The sequence below is a fragment of the Nostoc sp. FACHB-110 genome, from assembly GCF_014697425.1.
Classification (GTDB): Bacteria; Cyanobacteriota; Cyanobacteriia; order Cyanobacteriales; family Nostocaceae; genus Nostoc_B.
The window spans coordinates 64,261-88,005 of record NZ_JACJRU010000003.1 but is presented as its reverse complement, the minus strand read 5'-3'; the positions used below and the strand labels follow the sequence as shown (position 1 = coordinate 88,005).

Here is a 23,745-nt window from a genome sequence, read left to right as displayed (position 1 = left end):
TTTCCCGGAATGACTAGGCTTGATTTTGTCTCATCTAGTACAAAGTCGGTAAAAATTCTCATGTCAAAATTGATAATTTTGCTTACACTCAAGCTTCAGTGTGGTGTAGAGAGCATAATACCTTGAAAGCTATATTTATTCATAATAATTTTAGATTCTGGCTGTTGATATCTTTCTTGGTTGCCGGATTCAATAGTGTATCAGAAAAAGCTCTGGCTCAAGATTACACTAGTAACGAAGCCGCAGAAAGTAAAAATTTAATTACAAATTATCAAGATAAATCTGTTACATCATTAGCAGAGAATTCTGTACAAGAAAATACTGAACCGATGGCTCAAGTCACATCGGTTTCACAACTCAACGATGTGCAACCGACAGATTGGGCGTTTGCGGCATTACAATCTCTAGTAGAACGCTATAACTGCATTGCTGGTTATCCGAATAATCAATTTCGTGGCGATCGCGCTGTTAGCAGATATGAATTTGCCGCAGGGATGAATGCCTGCTTAGACAGAATCAACGAAATCATTGCATCTTCAACCGCAGAATTAGTCACCCGGGAAGATTTAGCCACTATTCAACGTTTGCAAACCGAATATGGCAGCGAGTTAGCAACTTTGCGGGGGCGAGTCGATAATTTAGAAGCCCGCAACGCTGAACTCCAAGCTAACCAATTTTCGCCGACAACCAAACTGAATGGGCTGTTAATTGTCGGGATTCAAGGGCGGACTTCTAACCGTGCTGATGTTAAGCCAAGAGATGGCATCAAAGATACAGATGATCCTGGTATTAACACAAATATTGTCACTTTTTCCTATCTGGGTTTAACTAGCCAATTGACTCCGAGAAGTTTCTTATTTACAGGATTGTTGGCTGCGGATGGTAGCAGTAAGCCTAGATTAAGCAATGATGTGGGACTAAGCTACGAATATCCTACAAATAATAAATTAACCATCACCGACCTGAATTATCGCTGGTTAATTACTGACAAATTAGCCTTAATGGTGGGAACAGAAGGCGTAAACATGAGTAATGCTTTCCGTGGCCCTAACAGAGTGGAAAGTGCCGCCACAGGCCCGTTATCATTGTTTGCCCAAAGAAACCCGATTTTAAATACAGGTTTTGGTCATGGTGGCATTGCTTTAGATTGGCAATTTGCCAAACGTGCCAGCTTGCAAGCTTTGTATACTAGTTACACTCCCGGAAATCCAACTCAACGCAATGGTTTATTTGATGGCAATACCACAACAGCCGTGCAGTTGCTATTAACACCGATTGATACGGTGGATTTGAGTTTGTATTATGTCAATAATTATGCTTCTGATGGTTGTTTGCTAACTTTTGTGGGTGATGAGTGTTTGACAGCAAATAATCCAAGTATTGGTAAGTCAGCCCCCTTACAAACCAACGCTTATGGAGCTACTGTCAATTGGCAAATTTCGCCCCGTGTAACTTTAGGTGCGTGGGGTGGCTACACTAAATCAAATATTCCCGGGCAATCGGGCCATGTGGAAACGACGAATTACATGGTATTTCTCAATTTTCCTGATTTGTTTGCTAAGGGAAATTTGGGCGGGATTTATGTTGGGCAACCTCCAAAAATCACTAGTAGCAGTTTACCTGTGGGGAATAATGTTCCCGACTTTATCAATACAGGTTTAGGACGTTCTGGCGGACAACCAGGCACAACTACGCAAATCGAAGCTTTTTATCGTTTTCGGGTAACAGACAACATTAGTATCACTCCTGGGATCATTCATATCATCGAACCAGGACATACACCAGACAGCGACCCGATTACTATTGGTATTCTTCGCAGTACTTTTGCCTTTTAGGGTGAAAGATGGGCCAGGCTGGCGACTACAGCAACTAATTGTGTGGGTTCTAGGGGTTTGGGAATGTGCATTTCGTAGCCACAAGCGATCGCTTTGATTTTGTCTTCTTCCCTGGCAAAGGCTGTAACTGCAACAGCCGGAATATGACTACCTATTTCCATTTCCTGTTCTCTGACTTTGCGGATAAAATCGTAGCCGTCTTCCTGGGGCATCCCGATATCGCAGAGAATAGCAGTGGGTTTCCAGGTGAAGACTGCTTGAATTGCTTCGGCAGCTGAAGCACAGGTACGCACTTCGGCCCCTTGTTGGATGAGTACGGCTGAGAGGAGGTCGCGCGCGTCTGGTTCGTCATCTACTACTAACACCCGCATATCTTGGAGTTTGTCAAGGCTTTTGCCTAGTGAAAGCTGACCATCCACAGATTGTAAGAATGAATCACTGCTTTGTTGGCGAGTGATGAGGGGAAGTTTAATTGTGAAAGTTGACCCTTGAGCGATACCTTTGCTATCAGCTTGCACTGTGCCACCATGCAATTCGACTAAGTGACGGACAATTGCCAAACCCAGTCCTAAACCGCCAAATTCTCTGGTAGTTGAGCCGTCTGCTTGGCGGAAGCGATCGAAGACATATGGTAAGAATTCTGGTTTGATACCTATACCAGTGTCGCTGACAATAATCTCAGCCATTGAATTAGTTTGCTGAAGTTCTACAGCAATCCTTCCACCCTCAGGGGTAAATTTCACCGCATTCGACAGAAGATTCCACACTACTTGCTGAAGCCGATTTTGGTCTCCTAACACAGGTTCAACGTTAGCTAGTTGTAGCTGTAAATCAATATTTTTCGCTTCAGCTGCGTGACGGATGGCATCGATCGCACTCATAATCACAGTGGCTAAATTTAGTGGTTTTGCTTCGAGGCGCAGTTTGCCCACTATAATCCGCGATGTATCCAAGAGGTCATTTACCAATTGTGACTGGGCTTTGGCGTTACGTTCAATAGATGCGATCGCGTCTGAGGTGATAATAGCCGTAAGCACGTACCGCAACTTGCCATTACGCATGACTGGTACGCGCACCGGGAACGCCCATTGGTGCTTGAGACGCGATAATGCGAGATACCCCACTGTCGGTTGGTGTGTTTGCACTACAAGCCGCACACTTTCTGGCTCATTTGCTGAGGGTAAGGCAGTACCGAAGGGACGACTAGTATTCAAGACTTGTTGTTCGTCTGGAGTTAAGAGAATCGCACTCAACCAAGTTGGCTGCGTCTGCACCGTACGCTTAGCTTCGTGATAAAAGCCTTGTAAGTCATTTTGGTCGATTTTGTTAGATGCCGCCAGTGCTTGTAATGTTCTGGTTGTAATGGCTACTTCGCGCTCTACTTCTTGCGTGAGATTGCGGGCGGCTAGAGCCAAGCGACGTTCTGATTCTCCACGCTCGTTCAGCGAGAGTTGATGTACAACTGCAACAGCAAAAAGGACAACAGGCAGTAAAGTACCTGCAACCAGCAACACCAAGTGCCACTTCAAAGCCAGTGTACGCCTGCTGAAAGTATTTAAGTTAGATTTTATACTTAATTGACGTGAACCAATTTCTATTTGTGAGGTAGATTTGGTTTCCTTTGCTCTTGTCATGCTCTTTTGCTGAAAGCACACTAAGTAATTGTGTACTGTAATGCTTGGATTATAACTATCAATTTATCTTTGACTAATTAAGTCGGTGGAAAAACAAACTATATGAAGAAAGGTAAATTGAATTAATATCCACGTCTCTCCTAGCTTCAAGATAGTAATCGCTCTTAAAGACTCTAAATTAATCAACAATTGGCGATTTTTGATTGTTATTTAATCTACACTGATGCTAAGTGTCTTACTGATTTTCGCTTTTATTAGCGTTTCAGCTTTTTTATGCTTTTTTTAGCTGATTTAATTCAAAACAAATTGATTTTGAGGCCAGTAATTAGGGTAGCGATCGCCTAAATTTTCTGCAAATATGTAGCTTGTATTAATGTGAGTAGATTCAGTATAATTTAATGTTTATCTAATTTTACCTAGTTATAAAGAAAAAAGGTTTGGCTCACCACCAAACCTGAATATAAATCCAGTGCATAACAACATCCCGCACCTATTTACTCATGTTTTTCACTCTAAAGCATCTTCCTCAGGGATGTATCCAAAACTTGTAAAAACTGATATATAGATAGTATTGGTATTATTAAATACATCTAAAATAAAAATCATTTATAGCGTTTCCTAGTCTGCTGAAGTACAAATTTCTGCGTACCTCTGCGCTTAACTCTGCGACCCTCTGCGTTTCAAAATATTACCTGTACCTCACTTAACTGGGAATCGCTATATAGTAAATATTGTAAAACTTAAAACTGCTGATATTGCAGACATAATATCCTTTTAACTAAATATCCAATCATCAAGGATAGCAAGGGTGCAGAGGTTATACCAATTTGCAATTCGCAATGCGCAATTCTCAATTAAAAAGAGAGGATTAGCAAGAGTTTCAGGATTTATATTTGTATCAGATTTTTCGTGAAATGGTATTACACCGAGAGAAAAAGATTCTTGATGAGAATTTTGGCACTTGTTGGTTGAATAATTTAATTTCTGGAAGCCTTTAAAAAAATTACATAAATATCTACTGACTATTTCTGTCAATGGTTAGTAGTAAATAAATCAAAAATTAGTAAGGAGAAAAGACGGGTTTTATCCCGTCGCAATAGCTTGAAAGGGGCAATACACCTTGGACTCTGGAAATAATGAAATTTAAATTTTATAGTCCTTCAGGAAGACTGATTTTATATACATAAATACAGCAATTTATTACGGTATTTAAGTTTTTTATTCAGTCCTCACTTGGAGTGTTTATTAATTTAGCAACGGGAAATTTTAAAAAACTGCCAAAATGCCACAATTTTCGCTACAAAAACTACTGATTTTTAATAATTTTAGTTGAGCAATTAACATTTTTATTAACTGCTGAGGGAGAAGTAACAAATTTTACTTAATAGGATTTAGACTCTTTTCCATAACAGTTACTTATGTAGCTTTAACTCTCATTGCCATTCCATGATGATCTAAGATTGTTGGGTATTCTCTAGTTTGCGATCGCCACCCTTACCTATGATTGAAGTCGAACATCTCAGTAAAACATACGGTTCTACCCCAGCAATTACTGATGTGAGCTTTAGAGTTGAGCAAGGTGAAATTTTAGGCTTTTTAGGCCCAAATGGCGCGGGTAAAACCACAACCATGAGAATTTTAGCAGGTTATTTACCTGCAAGTAGTGGCACAGCGAAAATTGCTGGGTTTGATGTCCATGAAAATTCTTTGGCGGTGCGTCAGCGAATTGGCTATTTACCAGAGACACCGCCGTTATATCCAGAAATGACGGTAGAGGGATTTCTAAACTTTGTCGCCCAAATTAAAGGAGTACCCGCAGGAGATCGCGTTGCGAAAGTCAAAACAGCGATTGAAAAGTGCAACTTACAAGAAAAGCGACGGGTAATTATTCGCAAACTTTCTAAAGGATATCGCCAAAGAGTCGGCATTGCTCAGGCGATTGTTCACGACCCGCCAGCGATTATTCTCGATGAACCCACAGTCGGACTTGACCCCCGCCAAATCATTGAAGTGCGGAATTTAATTAAAAGTCTAGCGGGGACACACACAATTATTCTCTCTACCCACATTCTGCCTGAAGTGAGTATGACCTGTAGCCGTGTGGCAATTATCAATCGCGGTAAAGTTGTAGCCACAAATACACCAGAAACTCTGATGACCCAGTTGACAGGTGGTTCCGGCTATGAAATAGAAATTGAAGGAGAAGTCAACCTGGCCAAACAAGTATTGCAAAACGTAGCCGGCGTGAGTTTGGTAGAATCAATTCCTGGTCATCACCTGAATGAGGCGAGAGACGGACGCAGTTATTTGCGAGTCATATCTCATCCTGGAACTGAACCAGGAAAGGATATCGCCGCCATCTTAATTCGTGCAGGGTTTGGCTTACAAGAAATGCGCCGAGTGAGCGCGACTTTAGAAGATGTGTTTTTGCAATTGACCACCGAAGAAAAGAATTTTGTCACCGAGGAAGAATCAACAGCCAACGAAGGAGAAGCAGCATAAATGGGTATCGTGCTGGCAAATATTATTGCTATTTATCGCCGAGAGTTGCAGAGTTATTTTGGCTCGCCTTTAGCTTATGCGATCGCTTGTGTATTTTGGTTCATCGCCGGAATATTATTTTTCTTGATTTTGCTGGGGCCGACAGGCTTAATGGCGGAAGCTGCTTATGCAGATTTACAAGGTCAGCAATTTGGCGTACCCATCTCCTTAGATGTTGGTGCGAGATTAGTGCAAGATTTTTTAAATGGGTTAGCGTGGATATTATTGTTTGTGCTACCGATGCTGTCAATGGGACTTTACGCCGAAGAACGCAAACGTGGCACATTAGAACTATTAGCGACATCTCCTGTGACTAATTGGGCGATCGCTGTTGGGAAATTATTAGGAGTAGTAACATTTTTTACTACAATGTTTTTGCCGATGGTATTGTTAGAGGCGATCGCTTTGAGTCGTGCTAACCCTCCTATCCCGCCGACAATGCCTTTGTTAGCACATTTAGGATTAATTTTGTTAGCAGCATCAATCTTGTCTTTAGGGATGTTTATTTCTTCCTTAACAGACAGCACTATTTGGGCGGCTGTCTTTACCTTCGCCGCAGGCTTTTTACTATTATTAATTCCCGACTTGATTTCGCAAAGAATTGGCGGTGTTTTCGGCGAATTTTTGGGGAATTTATCACTCGTTAAACATTACAATACTCTGGTTCAAGGTATTTTTGATACCAGCAGTTTAATTTTATTTGCCAGTTACATCTTTTTGGGAATTTTTCTCACGGCTCAATCAATTGATGCCTTACGCTTCCAAAGACAGTAATAATTTCGGATTTTAGATTTTAGCTGCGGTAATTTTGAATTGTTTAATTACAAATCTAAAAACTAAAATTTCGAGTCAAGGTAAAGAAAAAATGACGAAAAAGATGAAAAAAATTACAAAAAAATCACTTTGGCAATATTTATTTTGGCTAGGCCCATTTTTTTTAATTGCTGGTGTTACATCTGGGATTGTAGCTGGAAATTGGGGAACAATCCCCCTCGCAATCATCAGTTTAGGACTTTTGATTATTGTTCTATGGCTAGCATGGCAAATCCAGCGTCATAATTGGTTTGGTCGCCGTTCTACTCAAGCTGGAACTAATGCCATCATTGCCACTTTATCTGTCATCTTCATATTAGGATTAATTAATTTTTTAGGTAGTCGCTATCATGTGCGTGCCGACTTAACAGAAACTAAATTATTTACCCTTGCACCCCAATCACAAGCCCTAGTTAGTAACTTACAACAGCCTGTCAAAGTATGGATATTTAGTCCAAATCCTAACAACCGCGACAGAGAATTATTAGAAATTTATCGTCGGCAAAACCGCAACTTTAATTTTGAATATATTGACCCTCAAGCTAGACCAGGAGTAGCAGAAAAATTTGGTGTAAAAAATTTTGGCGAAGTTTATCTCGAATCTGGGGATAAACGCCAATTAGTCCAAACTGTCAATGAAAACGAAAGACTTTCAGAAGTTAAATTAACTAATCGCTTACAACAAATTACTAGTTTAACTACAGCTAAAGTTTACTTACTGCAAGGTCACGGCGAGCGCCCACTAGATAATAATGAAGGTGGTATTGCACAAGCTGTCAAAGCCTTAGGTGACAGAAACTTTAATACAGAACCATTAAATTTAGTAGAAAGTACCAAAGTTCCTGATGATGCTGCTGTGGTCATCATCGCCGGCCCCAAACGCGGACTGTTTGACGCTGAGGTGACAGCCTTGCGTGATTATCTTAATCGTGGTGGTAATCTGCTGATGATGATTGACCCATCCACAGACCCTAAACTGGGCAGTTTGTTACAAGAATGGGGTGTACGTCTAGATAATCGTTTAGCCGTTGATGTCTCCGGTGCAGGTGTAGGACTAGGCCCAGCTGTACCCATCATCAATGACTACGGACAACACCCAATTACTAAAGATTTCGGTAACGGTGTTTCTTTTTATCGCTTGGCTAGACCAATAGAAATTACGCCTGTAGCTGGTGTCCAGTCTACACCCCTATTACGTACCAAACCTTACCCTAGTAGTTGGGCGGAAAGCGATTTGCAAAGCGAAAAGTTAGAGTTTAATGCTGATAAAGACCTCAAAGGGCCACTGACTTTAGGTGCGGCATTGACGAAACCATTATCAGCAACAACCCCAACAGCTACACCTACACCTACACCTACACCTTCACCTTCACCCACAGCAGCAACAACCACCACAACTCCCTCACCAGCACCGACAACCCCAACACCAACACCGACAACCACCACAACTCCCTCACCAGAACCGACAACCCCAACACCTACTCCCACAACCACAGAGAAATCTGCACCAAAATTCAAAGAATCAAGATTAGTAGTATTCGGAAACTCTGACTTCGCCAGCAATGGACTATTTGAACAACAACTTAATGGCGATGTGTTTCTCAATTCTGTTACATGGCTGAGTCAACAGGATCAGCAACCTCTTTCCATTCGTCCGAAAGAAGTGAAAAACCGCCGACTCAATTTATCAGGTATCGAAGCTAATTTCTTAGCCGTAACATCCTTGTTATTGTTACCTGCCATTGGTTTATTAGCTGCTGGCTTGATCTGGTGGCGACGACGTTGAGGAAAGACAAAGCCTAGAGATGAATTAAAAATTGATACTTCAGACTTCAGACTTCACACTTCATACTTCAGACTTCACACTTCATACTTCAGACTTCAGACTTCATACTTCATACTTCATACTTCATACTTCACACTTCATACTTCATACTTCAGATGAAATTGCCACGCACGACTTTAATTTTGGTATTGTTGGCGCTGGGTTTGGGTGGTTTTGTATATTTCCATGAAATTAAAGGCGCAACCCAGCCAGAAGAAGCTAAAGATAAACAGCAGCAAATCTTTGCGTTTACAGAAGCGGATGTGCAGTCTTTAACTGTGCAGACTAAAAATAACACTTTGGTTTTAGAACGCAACAATCAATCTAGCAATCCTAAGTGGTTGTTAAAATCGCCAGTATCACAACCTGCAAATGATGCTATTGTTTATTATTTAATGGATTTGTTGGTTAAAGGTAAAAGCGATCGCATTTTATCTACCCCCGCTAACCAACTGGGAGAATTTGGTTTAGACCAACCGCAAGCAACTATTAAAATTAACCTAAAAAATCAGAAAACTCATCAATTAGTTTTGGGGAAATCTGATTTTAATAACCGTTTTGTGTATGCTCAAGCTGACTCAGCTACGCAACCAAATGGCAATATCAATGTATTATTGGTATCTACAGATTTTCAAAATGCCGTAAATAGGGAGCTATCAGAGTGGCAACAAACGCCTAATAATAGTCAATCAACACCATTACCTAGCCTGACTCTACCAACGCCAACTAATACTAAATAACCACAAAAAAGCAACCAGCGATTAGAAATCGCTGCTATACAAACTAAACCCGCTTGCGCGGGTTTTTAGATCCGAATTTAAGTTTGATTTACTATCTTTCACCCTGTCATCTGCCTTTTATGTCCAACTCAACTGCAACCTTGCTGATTTCTTGCCCTGACCAAAGAGGATTAGTCGCCAAAATTGCTAACTTTATCTATGCCAATGGTGGCAATATTATTCATGCAGATCAGCACACCGATTTTTCGGCTGGGTTATTTCTCACCCGGCTTGAATGGCAGTTGGAAGGCTTTAATTTACCGAAAGATTTAATTGCACCAGCTTTTAATGCGATAGCCCAACCTTTAGGTGCAAAATGGGAATTACATTTTTCTGATGCTGTACCCCGTATAGCTATTTGGGTCAGCCGTCAAGACCATTGTCTTTATGATTTGATTTGGCGATATCGTGCCAAAGAATTCGCGGCGGAAATACCTTTAATTATTAGCAACCATCCTCATTTAAAAGTAGTTGCTGACCAATTTGGTATTGATTTTCATCACATCCCTATTACTAAAGAAAACAAACTAGAACAAGAAGCTAAACAACTAGAAATACTCCAACAATACAAAATAGACTTAGTTGTGTTGGCTAAATATATGCAAATTGTCAGCGCAGATTTTATTGCTAAATTTCCCCAAATTATTAATATTCATCACTCATTTTTACCAGCTTTTGTTGGTGCTAATCCCTATCATCGCGCTTTTGAAAGAGGCGTAAAAATTATTGGTGCAACTTCACATTATGTTACATCTGATTTAGATGCAGGGCCAATTATTGAGCAAGATGTTGTGCGCGTCAGCCACCGCGATGAAGTTGAAGATTTAATGAGAAAAGGTAAGGATTTAGAGCGAGTTGTTTTAGCTAGAGCCGTGAGATTACACTTGCAAAATCGCGTCTTAGTTTATGGTAATCGCACTGTCGTATTTGAGTAATAGGGAACAGGACATGGGAAACAGATTTGTTTGCATTTCCTACACGGATTGCTACAGCTTATTACTTTATGTGTATTGTCAGCAGGCAATTAAATCCAAAATTGTATAAGGTGTCAGCGATCGCTACATAATTAAGAAAGATTAAGTTATAGTTAAAAACTCAAAATGAGCCAGACAGCCCTGAATTTAGTAGCTATCTCCATCTTTCTCATGACTTTTTCGGTACTGTTGGGGCCGTTAATTAACTTATCGCCCACAGTACCCGCCCTCGTCACCTTCGCCATCTTGGGAATCGCCACTTTAGATAGTTTTAGTTTTCAAGGTAAAGGCGGAACGATTTTTTTAGATTTGATTGCGGGATTTTCTCAGGAACACCGCGATCGCATTATCCATCATGAAGCCGGACATTTTTTAGTCGCTGACTTACTGGGCATTCCTGTCACTGGTTACACCCTCAGCGCGTGGGAAGCGTGGAAGCAAGGACAAGCCGGACAAGGCGGCGTAACTTTTAATGATGCTGAGTTAGCCGCCCAATTAGAAAAAGGTACAATCAGCGCGCAAATGCTAGACCGTTACTGCACAATGTGGATGGCTGGTATTGCGGCGGAAGCTTTGGTATATGAGCGTGCCGAAGGTGGCGGTGATGATAAAACTAAACTAGCAGAAGTATTAAAAATTATCGGTTTTTCCGAGTCAGCCTTTCAGCAAAAACAACGGTTTCACATCTTACAAGCCAAAAATTTGTTACAAGAAAATTGGGAAAGTTACCAAGCCTTAGTTCAAGCTATGCAACAACGCGCCTCTGTTGCAGAATGTCAAAGTGTTATAAGTCAAAAGTAAAAAGGTAAAAGTAAAAAGAAAAAACAGATAAATTGCTGAGATGAATCTTCTATGCCCTACTTGACTGAGAAGAGTGAAATTTACGATATCGTTGCTAAATATACCCAAGCTACAGCTTTGTGGATAGATACAGAAGTAGCTGAATTTAATAGTCGCCATCCCCGATTATCTCTGATTCAAATATTAGATGATCCCGATGATATGAGTGGCGATCGCGTCTTTATTTTGGATGTATTAAATCAAACTGATGTCGTAGCTGATTTCATTGAGCTAATTATGCTCAATCCCGCTATCAAAAAAGTATTTCATAATGCTAGCTATGATTTAAAGTTTTTAGGTAATAAAAAAGCCAAAAATATTACTTGTACTTTAGAAATGGCCAAGAAAATTCCTTACTATCTCTTGCCAGTTTCTAACTATCAACTCAAAACTCTAGCCAGCGTTTTATGTAACTTCCATCACATTGAAAAAGCCGAACAAAATAGCGATTGGGGACAACGCCCTTTAAGTGAAGACCAAATAGATTATGCTTACCTTGATTGCATTTATCTTGCTCAAGTGCATAGCCGTTTGTTAGAATTAGAAACAGAAAGTAATCCTGATCCAGAAACAGAAAATTTAATAGCTCTCGGCCGCAAATACACACAACTAGAGGAGCAATGGAAGCTATTAAATTCTGAATATGAGCATTTGCAAGAGCGAATTAAAAAAGCTATGCAAACGCAAAATGTATCAGAAACATCCTTTTGTCAGCTGAGTGGTTATGAACGCAAAACTGTTAAAACCCAATTTGCAGAATTAGCTAGGCTAGTACAGACTAAAGGCATAAATTTAGATTTCCCCGTGACATTAACTCAAAAATTACAAAAAGATTTAGGGGCAAATCTCGAAGAACTTTCTGTAGAAATAGATACAAATACAGCTTGGCGGCTGACTTCTAAATCTCAGGAAGAAAATCAAGCAGAATTTTAATAGCTATTTATCAAGTTATAGTAATTTTCAATTAAATTTAGAGTATCAGAAGTTACAACTCAAGATATAACCAATAGCATAAAAAGTAACTTCTAAATTGTTCAATAACAGATATAAAGTTGATAAAGTTCCCGGTTGAGGCGGCAGATATTCGTTATTAAACCTAGGGAATCTCTACGCTGTGCAATCTAATCACATTTGCACATCTGCAAAAATTTAGAATCTCTTCCTATTTAAACAATTAACTACATTGGGTGCTAATTTAATCCAGGTGGGTGATGGTTGAGAGCAACTTATGAAGCTGCTGTTATTGGAGCAAAAACGGGTGAAGTTAAAAACATTGATTGTAGTTGTGCTGGCAACATTAAGTGCAACGCTTGTTTCTTGTAATAGAGACAAGAATGTTTTGGTGACAGAAATCGGGTTCACCCCGCCCGCCCGCCGCACAATTAAAACTTCTCAAGCTGGCGCACTGTATCTTCAAGGGCAGAATCAGCACCTTAAAGGTGATTCCCAAGCTGCGATCGCATCTTACACTAAAGCACTCAACCTAAATCCTGAATATGGTGCAGCCTACAAAGGGCGGGGACTCGTCTACTTTGACTTAGGAGACAAGCAAAAAGCGATTTCCGATTACAACGAAGCCTTGCGCTTTTCTCCCAACGATGCCGAAGCCTATAACAGTCGGGGAAATGCCCGTGCCTCACTAGGAGATAATCGAGGTGCGATCGCGGACTATAATCAAGCAATTAAGCTTTCACCCAACTACGCTGAAGCTTATAATAACCGCGCTAATGCCCGGGCTGCTCTAGGTGAAAAAGATGGTTCCTTGGATGATTACGATCAAGCAATACAATTAAATCCTAAATATGCGATCGCCTATAATAATCGCGGTAACGCCCGTTCCGCCCAGGGAGATAAACAAGGAGCCATAACTGATTACAATGAAGCCATACGCCTCAACCCGCGTTTTGCCCCAGCTTACAATAACCGAGGTAACGCCCGTGCGGCTCTAGGAGACAAACAAGGCGCAATTAATGATTTAGAACAAGCCGCAGCTATATTTCAAAGCCAGAATAATAATGAACTGTATCAACAAGTCATGAATAATCTCAAAGAATTAGGGCAGTAAATAGTAATAGGACTTACGCAGACTCTACGATTTCTTGGCGTTCTTCTCTACGAGACGCTGCGCGAAGGCGACTTGGCGGTTCGATAAATTAAGCTTTTTGAGAATTTTTGCGTAAGTCCTGAGTAAAAAGAAAAAATCCACACAGCCGTTTTTCTTTTTACTATTAGGCCCTAAAGTACGTTTCCTCGCAAAGCTTCAGTATCAATAGGTTTGATTAGGTAAAGTAACAGCAAATTCCCAACAATGGCTGCAATCAAAGGTAGTTTGCGAATCAGCTTCACAAATTTTGCACTAGAACTACGCTCAATCTCTACAATTTTTAAGTTGTAACCCGCACAGCGTTGCAGGCGAGGGAAAAACTGCGGATGTTCAGTATTCAACATCACAGGAAAAGCCCGTCCCGCCGTTTCATTGGTGTGGTAAACAACTTGGCGGTCAAATTCTGTCGCATTTAATCCTAAAGACTTGTAAAAACCAGTCCGTTCATGCACTGTCATCGTGTGGGTAGCAAATACCGACAGTAAGAAAAAGCGACTCCACAACCTAGCTTTCCAAGTCTTCCACAATTGTGGTTGAGAACGTAAAAGAGCTTTAAATATATCCCCGTGGCGGTTTTCGTCCTGACACCAACTCTCAAAGTAACGGAAGATTGGGTAAAACTGGTTTTCCGGGTGCTTTTCTAAATGTCTGAAGATAATGATGTAACGCCAATAGCCGATTTTTTCTGATAGATAAACGGTGTAAAGTACCCACTCTATCGGGAAAAAGGTATAGGTGCGGGTTTTCGTCACCTTGGCTAAATCTAAGGAGAGTTTAAAATCGCCCATTGCTTTGTTGAGAAATCCGGCGTGGCGAGCTTCATCCCGCGCCATTAGTTGAAACATCTCCGCGAGTAATGGACTGCGATTTTTCAACTTGCGGGATAATTCTTTGAACAGTAAGAAGCCGGAAAACTCAGAAATACAAGAGCGTTCCAAATAATCCATAAACGATTGTCTGGCTTCACCGTCAATGTGTTCCCAAGACTTTTCAAACGCTTCATCCCGGACAAAATGGTGGCGGTTGTAATCTGCCCGCATCTCTTCTAACATCGCCTGTAATTGGGAGTCTTGGGCAGATAAATCTAAGTTAGCGGTTTTTTCAAAATTCGTAGTATAAAAACGGGGAGTGAGTAGAGTCTCTTGGCTGGGAGTTTTAGTGCTTGGTTTAGGTAGGGCAGTAACCATTGTTAGTGCGGTAATCAGTTAAATAATTGCATAGCTATTAAGTTATAATACTTGGAGTTCTTTAGCTAGACCTCTTTACATTCCTTCAGCAAATTTTGTGATACTCCATATTTAGGTAATCTGGGAAAGGCTTTGAGGACTTGGGTTGAGATAGTTTATTAAGTTTTGAAACTTCTGTGTTTTAAAATCGCTCAATAACTATAAAGTTATTAATCAGTGGTAATCACCCCTACTCAAAGATTTAGAGGTTTTGACATGAGTCGTCATTGGGATAATTCTCTGCAAGAATCTGCAAATCACACAGCATTGCTCTCATCACCTAACAACACCATACCCAAAGATTCACGGGTGCGAGTGCAACAATTCATGCAGAACATACAGGATGAAATCTGCACAGGATTAGAACAACTTGACGGTAAAGCACGATTTCACCAAGATTACTGGGAGCGCGCAGAAGGCGGTGAAGGACGTACCCGCGTCATTCGAGAAGGACGAGTTTTTGAACAGGGTGGTGTCAATTTTTCCGCAGTTTGGGGAAAGAGTCTCCCGGCGGCGATTTTGGCGCAACGTCCAGAAGCGGCTGGACATGAATTTTTTGCGACGGGAACCTCAATGGTTCTGCATCCTCGCAACCCATACGTGCCAACAGTACACCTCAACTACCGCTATTTTGAAGCAGGCCCGATTTGGTGGTTTGGTGGCGGGGCTGATTTAACGCCTTACTATGCTTTTACTGAGGATGCGATACACTTCCACAAGACATTTAAAAATGCTTGTGATGCCCATCATCCAGAGTATTATCCAACCTTCAAACGCTGGTGTGATGAATACTTTTATTTGCGCCATCGCCAAGAACAAAGAGGTATTGGTGGTATTTTCTTCGACTATCAAGATGCTAACGGTAGTCTTTACGTGGGTTCGCAAACTGAGAGTGATGCAGCAGTTTACAGTCAGCAAGTAGGAACTGTTTCTCGGAGTTGGGAAGATATCTTTGCGTTTGTCCAGTCTTGCGGCAAAGCTTTTTTACCTGCTTATTTACCGATTGTAGAACGGCGACAAGAAACAGAGTATAGCGATCGCCAGCGTCAATTTCAACTTTATCGCCGGGGTCGTTACGTCGAATTTAACCTAGTTTATGACCGAGGCACAGTGTTTGGTCTGCAAACCAACGGCCGCACAGAATCGATTTTGATGTCCTTACCACCTCTAGCACGCTGGGAATACTGCTATGAGCCAGAACCAGGTTCACCCGAAGCCCAGCTAACCGAAGTCTTTCTTCAACCTCAAGATTGGGCGAATACCTGTAACCTCTAACCTGTAACCTCTAATATGAAGGTTTTGCCACAAACCGTTAAATTCGATGCCGATTTACTAACAAAATACGATCGCCCTTTACCTCGTTACACTAGCTATCCCCCTGCTACAGAGTTAAAAGAAGATTTTGCAGAGATAGACTTTAAAGCAGCGATCGCATTGAGGTGACACCTGTGGGAAGATTACTCATTCGCAATATTGCTGCTGTATTTGATAACTATCTTGAAGAGCGTAATTTTACTGGCTTTTCTAAAGCTATTTGAAATTGTAAAAGAAATTGGGATTAAAGAGATTCCAATTTCTTATCTTATAAATTAGTGGTTCTTGAGGAAGTATTTAGTGACATTTCATTCATTTCAAACTCTGCCAGAAAATCCACAGCCTTTGCGGATAAATTGGCCAACTGTGGCTTTTTTTGCGGGAATTCATGCACTGGCATTACTAGCACCTTGGTTTTTTTCTTGGTCTGCATTAGGAGTAACTTTATTGCTGCACTGGTTATTTGGCAGCATTGGAGTTTGTTTAGGATATCATCGGCTACTAAGCCATCGCAGCTTTAAAGTACCTCGCTGGTTAGAATATGCGATCGCCTTTTTAGGTGCATTATCTCTCCAAGGAGGGCCTATTTTTTGGGTTGCTGGACATCGTTTGCACCATGCTTATACCGAAGACGAATACAAAGATCCTTACTCTGCCAGTAAAGGTTTTTGGTGGAGTCATATCCTCTGGATTTTTTATCCTCGTCAAGAGTTTTTTAATTTTGAATGTTACCAACGATTTGCGCCTGACTTAGCGCGAGATCCCTTTTACCATTGGCTAAATCGCTACTTTTGGTTATTACAAATTCCCGTTGCATTATTGCTTTATGCCCTAGGCGGTTGGTCATTTATTATCTATGGCGTATTTGTCAGATGTGTGATTCTCTGGCATACAACGTGGTTTATTAACTCAGTAACTCATATGTGGGGATATCGCAGCTTTGAAAGCAATGATAATTCCCGTAATCTTTGGTGGGCGGCAATTCTAACTTATGGCGAAGGCTGGCACAACAATCATCACGCTTACCCTCATGTCGCCAAGTGTGGCTGGCGTTGGTGGGAAATTGATGTTACTTGGTGGGCGATTCAATTGTTGAAAATACTGGGTTTAGCCAAGGATGTGAACTTGCCACCTGCTAATGCTGTTTCCCTTTCAAGTTGATGCCTGGAGACCGCAGGGGAGCAGGGGGCAGGGAGCAGGGGGAAGAATGAAAAACAAATGAATTTGTAACATCAGGGTAGGATTTGTAAGTTTTTTCAACACTTACACCCCTAAACCCTAATTCTTTGTCGAAACTCGCCAAATCTTAATAGTATTGTCTTCACCACCACTGACAATAGTTTGACCGTCAGGAGTGAAGGCGACAGAGGTCACTGTATTTTCATGTCCCTCTAATGTGTGGATGACTGCACCAGTAGTTAAGTCCCAGATTTTGATGGTACGATCGCGGCTGGCACTAGCTAGAGTTGTACCATCTGGGCTAAAAGCTACACAAGTAACGGTGTTGGTATGACCATTGAAAGTGCGGATGACTTCTCCTGAGGCGACATCCCAAAGTTTTATAGTGCGATCGCGGCTGGTGCTAGCCAAGGTTGTATTATCTGGACTAAAAGTAACAGATGTAACTGTATTTGTATTTCCTATGAGGGTACGTGCTGGCTCGTTTTGATAGAGTTTCCACAATTTGATAGTCTTATCAAAACTGCCACTAGCTAAGTGAATGCCATCAGAACTGATAGCAAGCGATCGCACCCAAAATTTATGTCCAATTAATGTTCTAATTAATTTTCCTGTGGTTAAATTCCAGATTTTAATCGTGTTGTCATCGCTACCACTGACTAAAATTTTGCCATTGGGACTAATAGCTAATGCTTGAACAGAATCGCTATGTCCTTCTAAGGTGCGAATAATTTCACCTGTGGTTAAATTCCAAATTTTGATAGTTTTGTCATCACTACCACTAACTAAAATTTTGCCATTGGGATGAATTGCGATCGCATTCACTTTTTGAGTATGGCCATTGAGGGTAAATAATTCTTGGGCAGTATTTAAATTCCAAACTTTAATATTGGATTCACTTTCGCCACTACTGGCAATCGTTTGACCATCTGGGCTGACAACAACAGATACTACATATTTGCTATGGGCTTTAAAGTTATTTGCTAACGAAATGCTTTCTATCGGATGATTAGGTGGTTGAATAAAAACTGCTTCGCCTGTATCAGAACTATGTTTTGTCTGCTTTAACCTCGATAATAAACTAGTTTGAATTCGATGATATTGTTGATACCAAGAATCGCTAAATCCAAATAATAAAATCAAAGCACAGGTCAAGACTAAACCTTTCAATAAAACATATCTAAACGGCAAAGCTTTTGTTTGCGGTACAGATGATAATTTTCCTGATGATTGTCCCGCAGGTGGTAAGGCAAGTGGCTGTTTCGGCAGTAAGTCTTTAATAACTTCATCTGCCGCTTGATAGCGTTGATTTAAGTCTTTTTGTAATAGTTTATTCATCACGCCATCAAATTCTGGCGTTAATGGACTACGTAAATATTGTCGCCAGTTATTCACCCAGCCATAGCCATGTTCCATCCACAATTGAAAGGGAGAAACGCCTGTTAAAAGATGAAAACAGGTAGCACCCAAACTAAACAAATCGCTAGATGGGAAAGCTTTACCATCTCTAATTTGTTCTAGTGGGGAATAACCATGCGAACCGATAGATGTGCCACTCTTATTTTTAACTTTTTCAGTTAATTGTTTAGAAGAACCAAAATCAATCAAGCTTAATCTGCCATCATAACGACAGCGAATCAAGTTTTCTGGTTTAATATCTCTGTGAATGACACCGCGATCGTGTATAAATTTGAGAACAGGTAATAAATCTAGTAAGATTGCTTGAATCTCGTTAGGTTTATAAGCTTTACGTTGCTGTAACTCCTTTAATAAATTTTGTCCATTAATAAACTGTTGCACCAAATATAAACAATTATCTTGTTCAAAATAAGCAATTAGTGTGGGAATTTGTGGATGTTCACCTAGTTCTTGTAATCGCTTGGCTTCTTCAGCAAATAATTCCATTGCCTTTTTTTGCGACCAAGTTCCTTGAAATTTTGGTGCTAATTGCTTGATTACACAAAGTTCATTGAGTTTATCTGTATCTTCTGATAAATAGGTTCTGCCAAATCCCCCCTCATCGGAAAGCACCCGAATCACCCGGAAGCGATTTCTTAACAGTGGGACTAAGGTAGTTCCACAAGTTTGGCAAGACTTCTTTCCTTTGGGATTTAAGGGATTTGGGCAATCGGGATTTAAGCAGCAGATCATGATCTGACAGGCGCGACTGCGTAAATATTTATATGAAGCGAACCCCGAAATTTCCCTTAATAAAATTGACCCTCGTGGAGATATGGTAGATAACGCTGGTGTTGGGGACTGGGGAATTACTTTTATAGTTAATTTTGGTAAATGCTAATGAGTTTTCCTCAATATCGAAAAACTACGAGAGTCCTTATTTTAATTTTCTCGATTATATATGAATCTCAGTAAAAATATTTTAAACCGTCAGATTTTAGTAGAATTTCTGATATGTTCCAGCAAAATAGATTAACTTATACATCGTCAAAATTAATACTTGAAGTTGCTGGAATTGATATTAGCTATCAGTACTTTTTCCCTGATCAAAATCTTAATTTGATACAGAAGATAGGTAACAATTTAACTGGCGATTTGATTGTTTATTGTTGAGTTTAGCTTTCCATTCCCGAATTGCGATCGCAGTTCTGGCTGTAGGTGAGAGGTATTGTGGAGTTGGCTCTTTTGGTAAATACTGGGTATTACTGAGGGGTTTAGTAGTTAAACAGTTAGTTAGATTCTGTAAGTTATTTTCCTGATTTAAAGCCTTAACTACATCATCAACTGTTTTGAAGCGATCGCTTAACGAAAACTTCACCATTTTTCCTAAAACTTGGGCAAAGCTATCACTAATATTGACTTCTTTTTGCCAACAAATTTCACCTGTGATATCTTGATCAAAATCTAAAGGCCCTTTACCTGTCAACAAATATAGACAAGTCATTCCCACCGCATAAATATCACTAGCAAAAACTGGACGTAGCGCGAATTGTTCTGGAGGTGCAAACCCCATTGTCCCGACAAAATTAGTAGATGCAGTTTTATGGTTAGAGCTGTCCGCATTATCAACCAATTTCTCTTTAACTGCACCAAAATCGATCATGACTAAACGTCCATCATCTTCACAACGCAACAAATTCTGCGGTTTAATATCCCGATGAATCACGCGATTTTGATGTATGTATTGTAAGATTGGTAAAATTTCTCGGAGAAACTGTTTTACTTTTGCTTCTGTTTTGGGGCCATTGCGTTGTAAATCCCGTGCTAAAGTATAGCCCCGTACAAATTCTTGCACTAAGTAAAACTCACCATTGTTTTCAAAGTAGTCTAAAAGCATGGGAATTTGGGAATGGCTACCTAGTTGAGCCAAAGTTTTCGCTTCTTGTTCAAAACGCTGACAAGCTTTTTCCCAACTTTTACTACTAGTGGTTTTCGGACACAGTTGTTTAATAACACATAAAGGATATCCGGGTAATAGGGCGTTTCTGGCTAAAAACGTAATCCCAAAACCACCTCTACCTAAAACTCTTAATATCGCATAGCGATCGCGGAATAACTGTTTTGAGCCACACAACTGAGCCAGTTGATTTTTTTGTAAACTGTACTCATCTTGAAAATTGGTAATTTTTTCAGAAAAGCGATTCATGGCTCAAAGACAGTTACTTCGTGTTGTCTTCAATGTAACTACAAAAACATTTTTTTGCCAGTAGCATTACTGGAACTTTGCAAAATTCTCACCTGGCGCAAAATATCCTCGGGAAATTCCAATCAAAAATTTATAGTTTTCACAGCACTTTATCTGGATTACTTAGATTTCTGGCAAAAAAGAATGAAGGCTGAAACAAGATATAGACAGTTTCAGACTTCAGACTTCACACTTCATACTTCCCTACGGTACTTCAATCGGAATGAGGGCATTTTCTGGTAAATAATTAGAGAAACGTCCATCATCGGCTAGCACCAAAACCAAACGCAAGGGGTAATCTGGCGGCACTTGCAAGTCTGCCCAAGGCACGGCTAACTCTAAACAAGTGTCGAAAGCTACTTTGGCCCGGCTAAATCGGGGATGCCATTGATAGTGTTCTGCGGCTTCGCGGAATTGTACCGATTGTGTCAGTAAGTTAATTTCTAATTGGTGGTGGTACAAATAATTAGTTGGGGCTTGATCTGGTACATCAGCTAAGGGAATTGGGCTGTTGTGCATTGTCTTGTCAGGATAAAACCACAGCAAATTTAATTCTGGTGGTAAATCCTGCCCTGGCACAGCACCACTTTTAAAGTCAATCCGTAAATAAAAATTTAGGTGATCTACACCGTACCAAAGTCTTTGCACAATGCTGCTGTTGTGCATTGTGCCTCTTGCACCACCAATTTCTATACGTCCGGCTTTGTCCCAGTCTTGCTCGTCGCCTCTGCCATCAATAATTGGGTGAATAAAGCTTTGTGGAACATAATTTGCCCGAGCTTCATGCACTTCTACTGGTTGTCTGAGATAAGCAGGTATGGGTTCATTTAAGGCTTTATAAATGCCGTACAAGTGTTCTCGAAATAATTGGTCGAAGATGGCATCTTGATTGGAAGAATGTCCTTCACCAAACCACCAAAACCAGTCGGAACCTTCTGCAGCATACAATGCTTCCCAAGCTTCGGGGTTATTTTCTTCTGTGGCTTCAGGATGACTAGCGAGCATTTCTCTAGCTTCGGTGAGGTAGTCCCAGGCGCGGTTTTTGGCGGGGTCGCCTATCCATGTGGTAAAGCTGCCATCTACCCAAGAACCACTGTGCAGTTGTTCTCCAGGAATTGTGGCTGTGGCGGGGAATTGCTCGAGGAATTCGGAGACGGTGACGAGTTTGAGTTGCGGGTCATTACTCAAGCTTTGATATAAAGCTTCTAGCAAGAGTTTACCGTCTTGGGGGTAAAATTCCCAGCAATTTTCGCCGTCCAAAGCGATGGTGACTAGCCACGGTTGTTCGCTGGGGTTTTCTCTTTGTTTTTTAGCGATCGCTTGCAGGTGTCCCACTAAATCAGCAGCAGCTTGTTTAGCTGGCATTGACCCATAAGTAAAACCTATTAAATCAGATAAACGGTGGTCGCGGAAGACAATAGACAAATCACCTGCTGGGGTTGTCAAGCGATAAGGTCGATACAGCAGTTCTGGCTGCTGGACGTTTCCTGCCCCATCTCGGTGGAAGAAGTGTTTTAATGTCCACCCTAAAACAGCTTCATCTGAGCAAATCCACTTAAAGCCTTGTTTCACAATGTAGGGCAGTGTTGCCGGGCTGACGGATTGTTCAGAAGGCCATAAACCACGCGGGTCTTGCCCGAAGCGGTCTTTATATAAATCCCAAGCTTTTTGTAAGTGACGCGGGATGTCTTCTGCCCACTGAAACCGACGTTTGGGTAATGTCATATTTGGCACAGCTACCCGACCGGAGTTGGTATCAGCTAGCAAAGGCATAATCGGGTGAGTGTAGGGCGTTGTGGTAACTTCTAACTGCCCTGTTTGCTGCATTTTTCGGTGTTGGGGAATGATGCGGCTTAATATTTCTCGCTGTTTTGAGTAAATTCGTTGGCGATCGCTTAAAGTAAAATTCCGCCCTTGTTTTAACCAAGCGGCAATTTCTGGGTCATCCCAAAACAAAGGGTCAATCCAAGCTAAGTTATGCCAAGCCAGCAAATCACTATAATCTTGCAAATCCCAATTTGCTAAACACCAAGCTTGCCCTTTCTCTTGACGTTGCTGATATAACTGACCATACCGAGGATGTGGATCAATTAAGGTATGGTGATTAGCATCAAAAAAGTGTTGAACAATAAATTCTCTCTGTTGCTGTGTTAACTGCTCAACCGGAGTCAAACTAGCTGTTAAATAAGGGTCAAAAGCAGTACCAGCAATGTAATCTTCCAGTTGTAATATCAAAGATGGTACTAAATTCACCGTTTGGTGTAATTTTGGATACCGTTCCAGCATTAATATTAAATCTAAATAATCCTTCGTACCATGCAAACGCACCCAAGGTAAGCGGTACTGCTGACTTGATGAAACTGAAACGCCGCTGCCAGGAGATTTGTACAGCGGCTGATGTTGATGCCAAATAAAAGCAACGTAAAGCGGATGGGACATAAGCAGTGATTGGGGAAGAGGAAAGTATGAAGTATGAAGTATGAAGGATGAAGTATATAGATACCCTTGAGGTGGCTTCCCAAAGGGTAGTATGAAATTTCATACTTGAGACTTCATCCTTCAACCTTTTTTTACTACTCCCTAAATAACTTGCTCGACTTCAGCAATTTCGGGAATCATTTCCTTAAGGCGACGTTCCAGACCCATTCTCAGGGTCATTGTGGAACTTGGGCAAGAACCACAAGCACCTTGTAACCGCAATCTGACTACAGGGCCATCAAGTTCTACAAGTTCCACATTACCGCCATCAGACATCAAATAAGGGCGCATTTCATCTAAAACGGTTTCTACGTTGTCAATTGTCAATTCCATTGTTTTAGACCTGTGAAGTAGTGACGATAAATGAGTATGAGTTGCGTATAGCTTTAATTATTACCAACTCAATACCTTGAATTTCGTTTTTTAGCTTTGTTAAATCAATCCTAGATCCAATTGCCCCTAGATTGTCTGTTGTCTTTGTTTCTTTGCTATAACTTATGCACAAAGCTTAGTTGTAGAGATTGGGTATAAGGGTGTGGAGTGAATGGGTTTTGCTCAAA

The 23,745-nt window shown here is 40.9% G+C and carries 17 protein-coding genes and 1 pseudogene; 12 read left to right on the top strand and 6 right to left on the bottom strand.

Translation table 11 applies throughout. The annotated features are described in order from the left end of the window. Window positions 1-122 precede the first annotated feature (122 nt). Window positions 123-1,835 (top strand): iron uptake porin, encoded by a 1,713-nt coding sequence (locus tag H6G69_RS04525; RefSeq protein WP_242071975.1) that lies wholly within the window; start codon window positions 123-125, stop codon window positions 1,833-1,835. On the opposite strand, the gene H6G69_RS04520 is transcribed toward H6G69_RS04525, so the two are convergent. Further along, window positions 1,832-3,469, bottom strand: a complete 1,638-nt coding sequence (locus H6G69_RS04520; protein ID WP_190682255.1) for an ATP-binding protein — start codon at window positions 3,467-3,469, stop codon at window positions 1,832-1,834. The two genes, H6G69_RS04525 and H6G69_RS04520, sit on opposite strands and share 4 nt — an antisense overlap. Before the next feature lie 1,500 nt (window positions 3,470-4,969). Between H6G69_RS04520 and H6G69_RS04515 the strand changes: the two genes are divergently transcribed. The 8 genes from H6G69_RS04515 (at window position 4,970) to H6G69_RS04480 (ending at window position 13,306) form a co-directional block, all read left to right on the top strand. Continuing rightward, window positions 4,970-5,971 carry an ABC transporter ATP-binding protein gene (locus tag H6G69_RS04515; protein ID WP_190682937.1) on the top strand — a complete coding sequence of 334 codons (1,002 nt, stop codon included), beginning with the start codon at window positions 4,970-4,972 and terminating at the stop codon, window positions 5,969-5,971. Further along, a complete protein-coding gene (locus H6G69_RS04510; RefSeq protein ID WP_190682252.1) occupies window positions 5,972-6,784 on the top strand; it encodes an ABC transporter permease in 813 nt (270 codons plus the stop codon). Between the two features lie 103 nt (window positions 6,785-6,887). Beyond that, the gene (locus H6G69_RS04505) at window positions 6,888-8,609 is read left to right on the top strand and encodes a Gldg family protein (protein ID WP_190682249.1); all 1,722 of its coding nucleotides are present in this window, start codon (window positions 6,888-6,890) and stop codon (window positions 8,607-8,609) included. Window positions 8,610-8,764: 155 nt separating this feature from the next. Next, entirely contained in the window at window positions 8,765-9,388 is a 624-nt protein-coding gene (locus H6G69_RS04500) for a DUF4340 domain-containing protein (RefSeq protein WP_190682246.1), read from the top strand. 119 nt (window positions 9,389-9,507) lie between these two features. Next, on the top strand, window positions 9,508-10,362 hold the full coding sequence (gene purU, locus H6G69_RS04495; protein WP_190682243.1) for a formyltetrahydrofolate deformylase: 855 nt from the start codon (window positions 9,508-9,510) through the stop codon (window positions 10,360-10,362). A gap of 165 nt (window positions 10,363-10,527) precedes the next feature. Beyond that, window positions 10,528-11,202, top strand: a complete 675-nt coding sequence (locus tag H6G69_RS04490) for an ATP-dependent Zn protease (protein WP_190682240.1) — start codon at window positions 10,528-10,530, stop codon at window positions 11,200-11,202. A 51-nt stretch (window positions 11,203-11,253) separates the two neighbouring features. Beyond that, window positions 11,254-12,174 (top strand): ribonuclease D, encoded by a 921-nt coding sequence (locus H6G69_RS04485; protein WP_190682237.1) that lies wholly within the window; start codon window positions 11,254-11,256, stop codon window positions 12,172-12,174. A 295-nt stretch (window positions 12,175-12,469) separates the two neighbouring features. After that, the gene (locus tag H6G69_RS04480) at window positions 12,470-13,306 is read left to right on the top strand and encodes a tetratricopeptide repeat protein (RefSeq protein ID WP_190682234.1); all 837 of its coding nucleotides are present in this window, start codon (window positions 12,470-12,472) and stop codon (window positions 13,304-13,306) included. A gap of 170 nt (window positions 13,307-13,476) precedes the next feature. Here the strand turns inward: H6G69_RS04480 and acsF are convergent, their stop codons facing one another. Beyond that, window positions 13,477-14,532 carry a magnesium-protoporphyrin IX monomethyl ester (oxidative) cyclase gene (gene acsF, locus H6G69_RS04475; RefSeq protein ID WP_190682230.1) on the bottom strand — a complete coding sequence of 352 codons (1,056 nt, stop codon included), beginning with the start codon at window positions 14,530-14,532 and terminating at the stop codon, window positions 13,477-13,479. A gap of 255 nt (window positions 14,533-14,787) precedes the next feature. On the opposite strand from acsF, the gene hemF reads away from it, so the two are divergent. The 3 genes and pseudogenes from hemF (at window position 14,788) to H6G69_RS04460 (ending at window position 17,046) form a co-directional block, all read left to right on the top strand. Continuing rightward, entirely contained in the window at window positions 14,788-15,846 is a 1,059-nt protein-coding gene (gene hemF, locus H6G69_RS04470; RefSeq protein WP_190682226.1) for an oxygen-dependent coproporphyrinogen oxidase, read from the top strand. A gap of 15 nt (window positions 15,847-15,861) precedes the next feature. Continuing rightward, window positions 15,862-16,008: pseudogene (locus tag H6G69_RS04465) on the top strand (coproporphyrinogen III oxidase); the annotation flags it as partial. 177 nt (window positions 16,009-16,185) lie between these two features. Next, a complete protein-coding gene (locus H6G69_RS04460; protein WP_190682222.1) occupies window positions 16,186-17,046 on the top strand; it encodes a fatty acid desaturase in 861 nt (286 codons plus the stop codon). Window positions 17,047-17,163: 117 nt separating this feature from the next. On the opposite strand, the gene H6G69_RS04455 is transcribed toward H6G69_RS04460, so the two are convergent. The 4 genes from H6G69_RS04455 to H6G69_RS04440 form a co-directional block, all read right to left on the bottom strand. Beyond that, window positions 17,164-19,215, bottom strand: a complete 2,052-nt coding sequence (locus H6G69_RS04455; RefSeq protein ID WP_190682220.1) for a serine/threonine-protein kinase — start codon at window positions 19,213-19,215, stop codon at window positions 17,164-17,166. 361 nt (window positions 19,216-19,576) lie between these two features. Then, window positions 19,577-20,668, bottom strand: coding sequence for a serine/threonine-protein kinase (locus tag H6G69_RS04450; RefSeq protein ID WP_190682217.1), 1,092 nt, complete (start codon window positions 20,666-20,668; stop codon window positions 19,577-19,579). Window positions 20,669-20,911: 243 nt separating this feature from the next. Further along, on the bottom strand, window positions 20,912-23,146 hold the full coding sequence (locus tag H6G69_RS04445; protein ID WP_190682215.1) for a glycoside hydrolase: 2,235 nt from the start codon (window positions 23,144-23,146) through the stop codon (window positions 20,912-20,914). A gap of 141 nt (window positions 23,147-23,287) precedes the next feature. Continuing rightward, window positions 23,288-23,518 (bottom strand): NifU family protein, encoded by a 231-nt coding sequence (locus tag H6G69_RS04440; protein WP_062293460.1) that lies wholly within the window; start codon window positions 23,516-23,518, stop codon window positions 23,288-23,290. Between the last annotated feature and the right edge of the window lie 227 nt (window positions 23,519-23,745).

What these genes read in the sequence shown, in the direction of transcription:
- H6G69_RS04500 (WP_190682246.1), top strand. Translation starts at nt 8,765, where the DNA reads ATGAAATTGCCACGCACGACTTTAATTTTGGTATTGTTGGCGCTGGGT.
- H6G69_RS04505 (WP_190682249.1), top strand. Translation starts at nt 6,888, where the DNA reads ATGAAAAAAATTACAAAAAAATCACTTTGGCAATATTTATTTTGGCTA.
- H6G69_RS04490 (WP_190682240.1), top strand. Translation starts at nt 10,528, where the DNA reads ATGAGCCAGACAGCCCTGAATTTAGTAGCTATCTCCATCTTTCTCATG.
- H6G69_RS04515 (WP_190682937.1), top strand. Translation starts at nt 4,970, where the DNA reads ATGATTGAAGTCGAACATCTCAGTAAAACATACGGTTCTACCCCAGCA.
- H6G69_RS04440 (WP_062293460.1), bottom strand. Translation starts at nt 23,518, where the DNA reads ATGGAATTGACAATTGACAACGTAGAAACCGTTTTAGATGAAATGCGC.
- purU (WP_190682243.1), top strand. Translation starts at nt 9,508, where the DNA reads ATGTCCAACTCAACTGCAACCTTGCTGATTTCTTGCCCTGACCAAAGA.
- acsF (WP_190682230.1), bottom strand. Translation starts at nt 14,532, where the DNA reads ATGGTTACTGCCCTACCTAAACCAAGCACTAAAACTCCCAGCCAAGAG.
- H6G69_RS04510 (WP_190682252.1), top strand. Translation starts at nt 5,972, where the DNA reads ATGGGTATCGTGCTGGCAAATATTATTGCTATTTATCGCCGAGAGTTG.
- H6G69_RS04455 (WP_190682220.1), bottom strand. Translation starts at nt 19,215, where the DNA reads ATGATCTGCTGCTTAAATCCCGATTGCCCAAATCCCTTAAATCCCAAA.
- H6G69_RS04520 (WP_190682255.1), bottom strand. Translation starts at nt 3,469, where the DNA reads ATGACAAGAGCAAAGGAAACCAAATCTACCTCACAAATAGAAATTGGT.
- H6G69_RS04445 (WP_190682215.1), bottom strand. Translation starts at nt 23,146, where the DNA reads ATGTCCCATCCGCTTTACGTTGCTTTTATTTGGCATCAACATCAGCCG.
- H6G69_RS04450 (WP_190682217.1), bottom strand. Translation starts at nt 20,668, where the DNA reads ATGAATCGCTTTTCTGAAAAAATTACCAATTTTCAAGATGAGTACAGT.
- H6G69_RS04485 (WP_190682237.1), top strand. Translation starts at nt 11,254, where the DNA reads ATGCCCTACTTGACTGAGAAGAGTGAAATTTACGATATCGTTGCTAAA.
- H6G69_RS04480 (WP_190682234.1), top strand. Translation starts at nt 12,470, where the DNA reads ATGAAGCTGCTGTTATTGGAGCAAAAACGGGTGAAGTTAAAAACATTG.
- hemF (WP_190682226.1), top strand. Translation starts at nt 14,788, where the DNA reads ATGAGTCGTCATTGGGATAATTCTCTGCAAGAATCTGCAAATCACACA.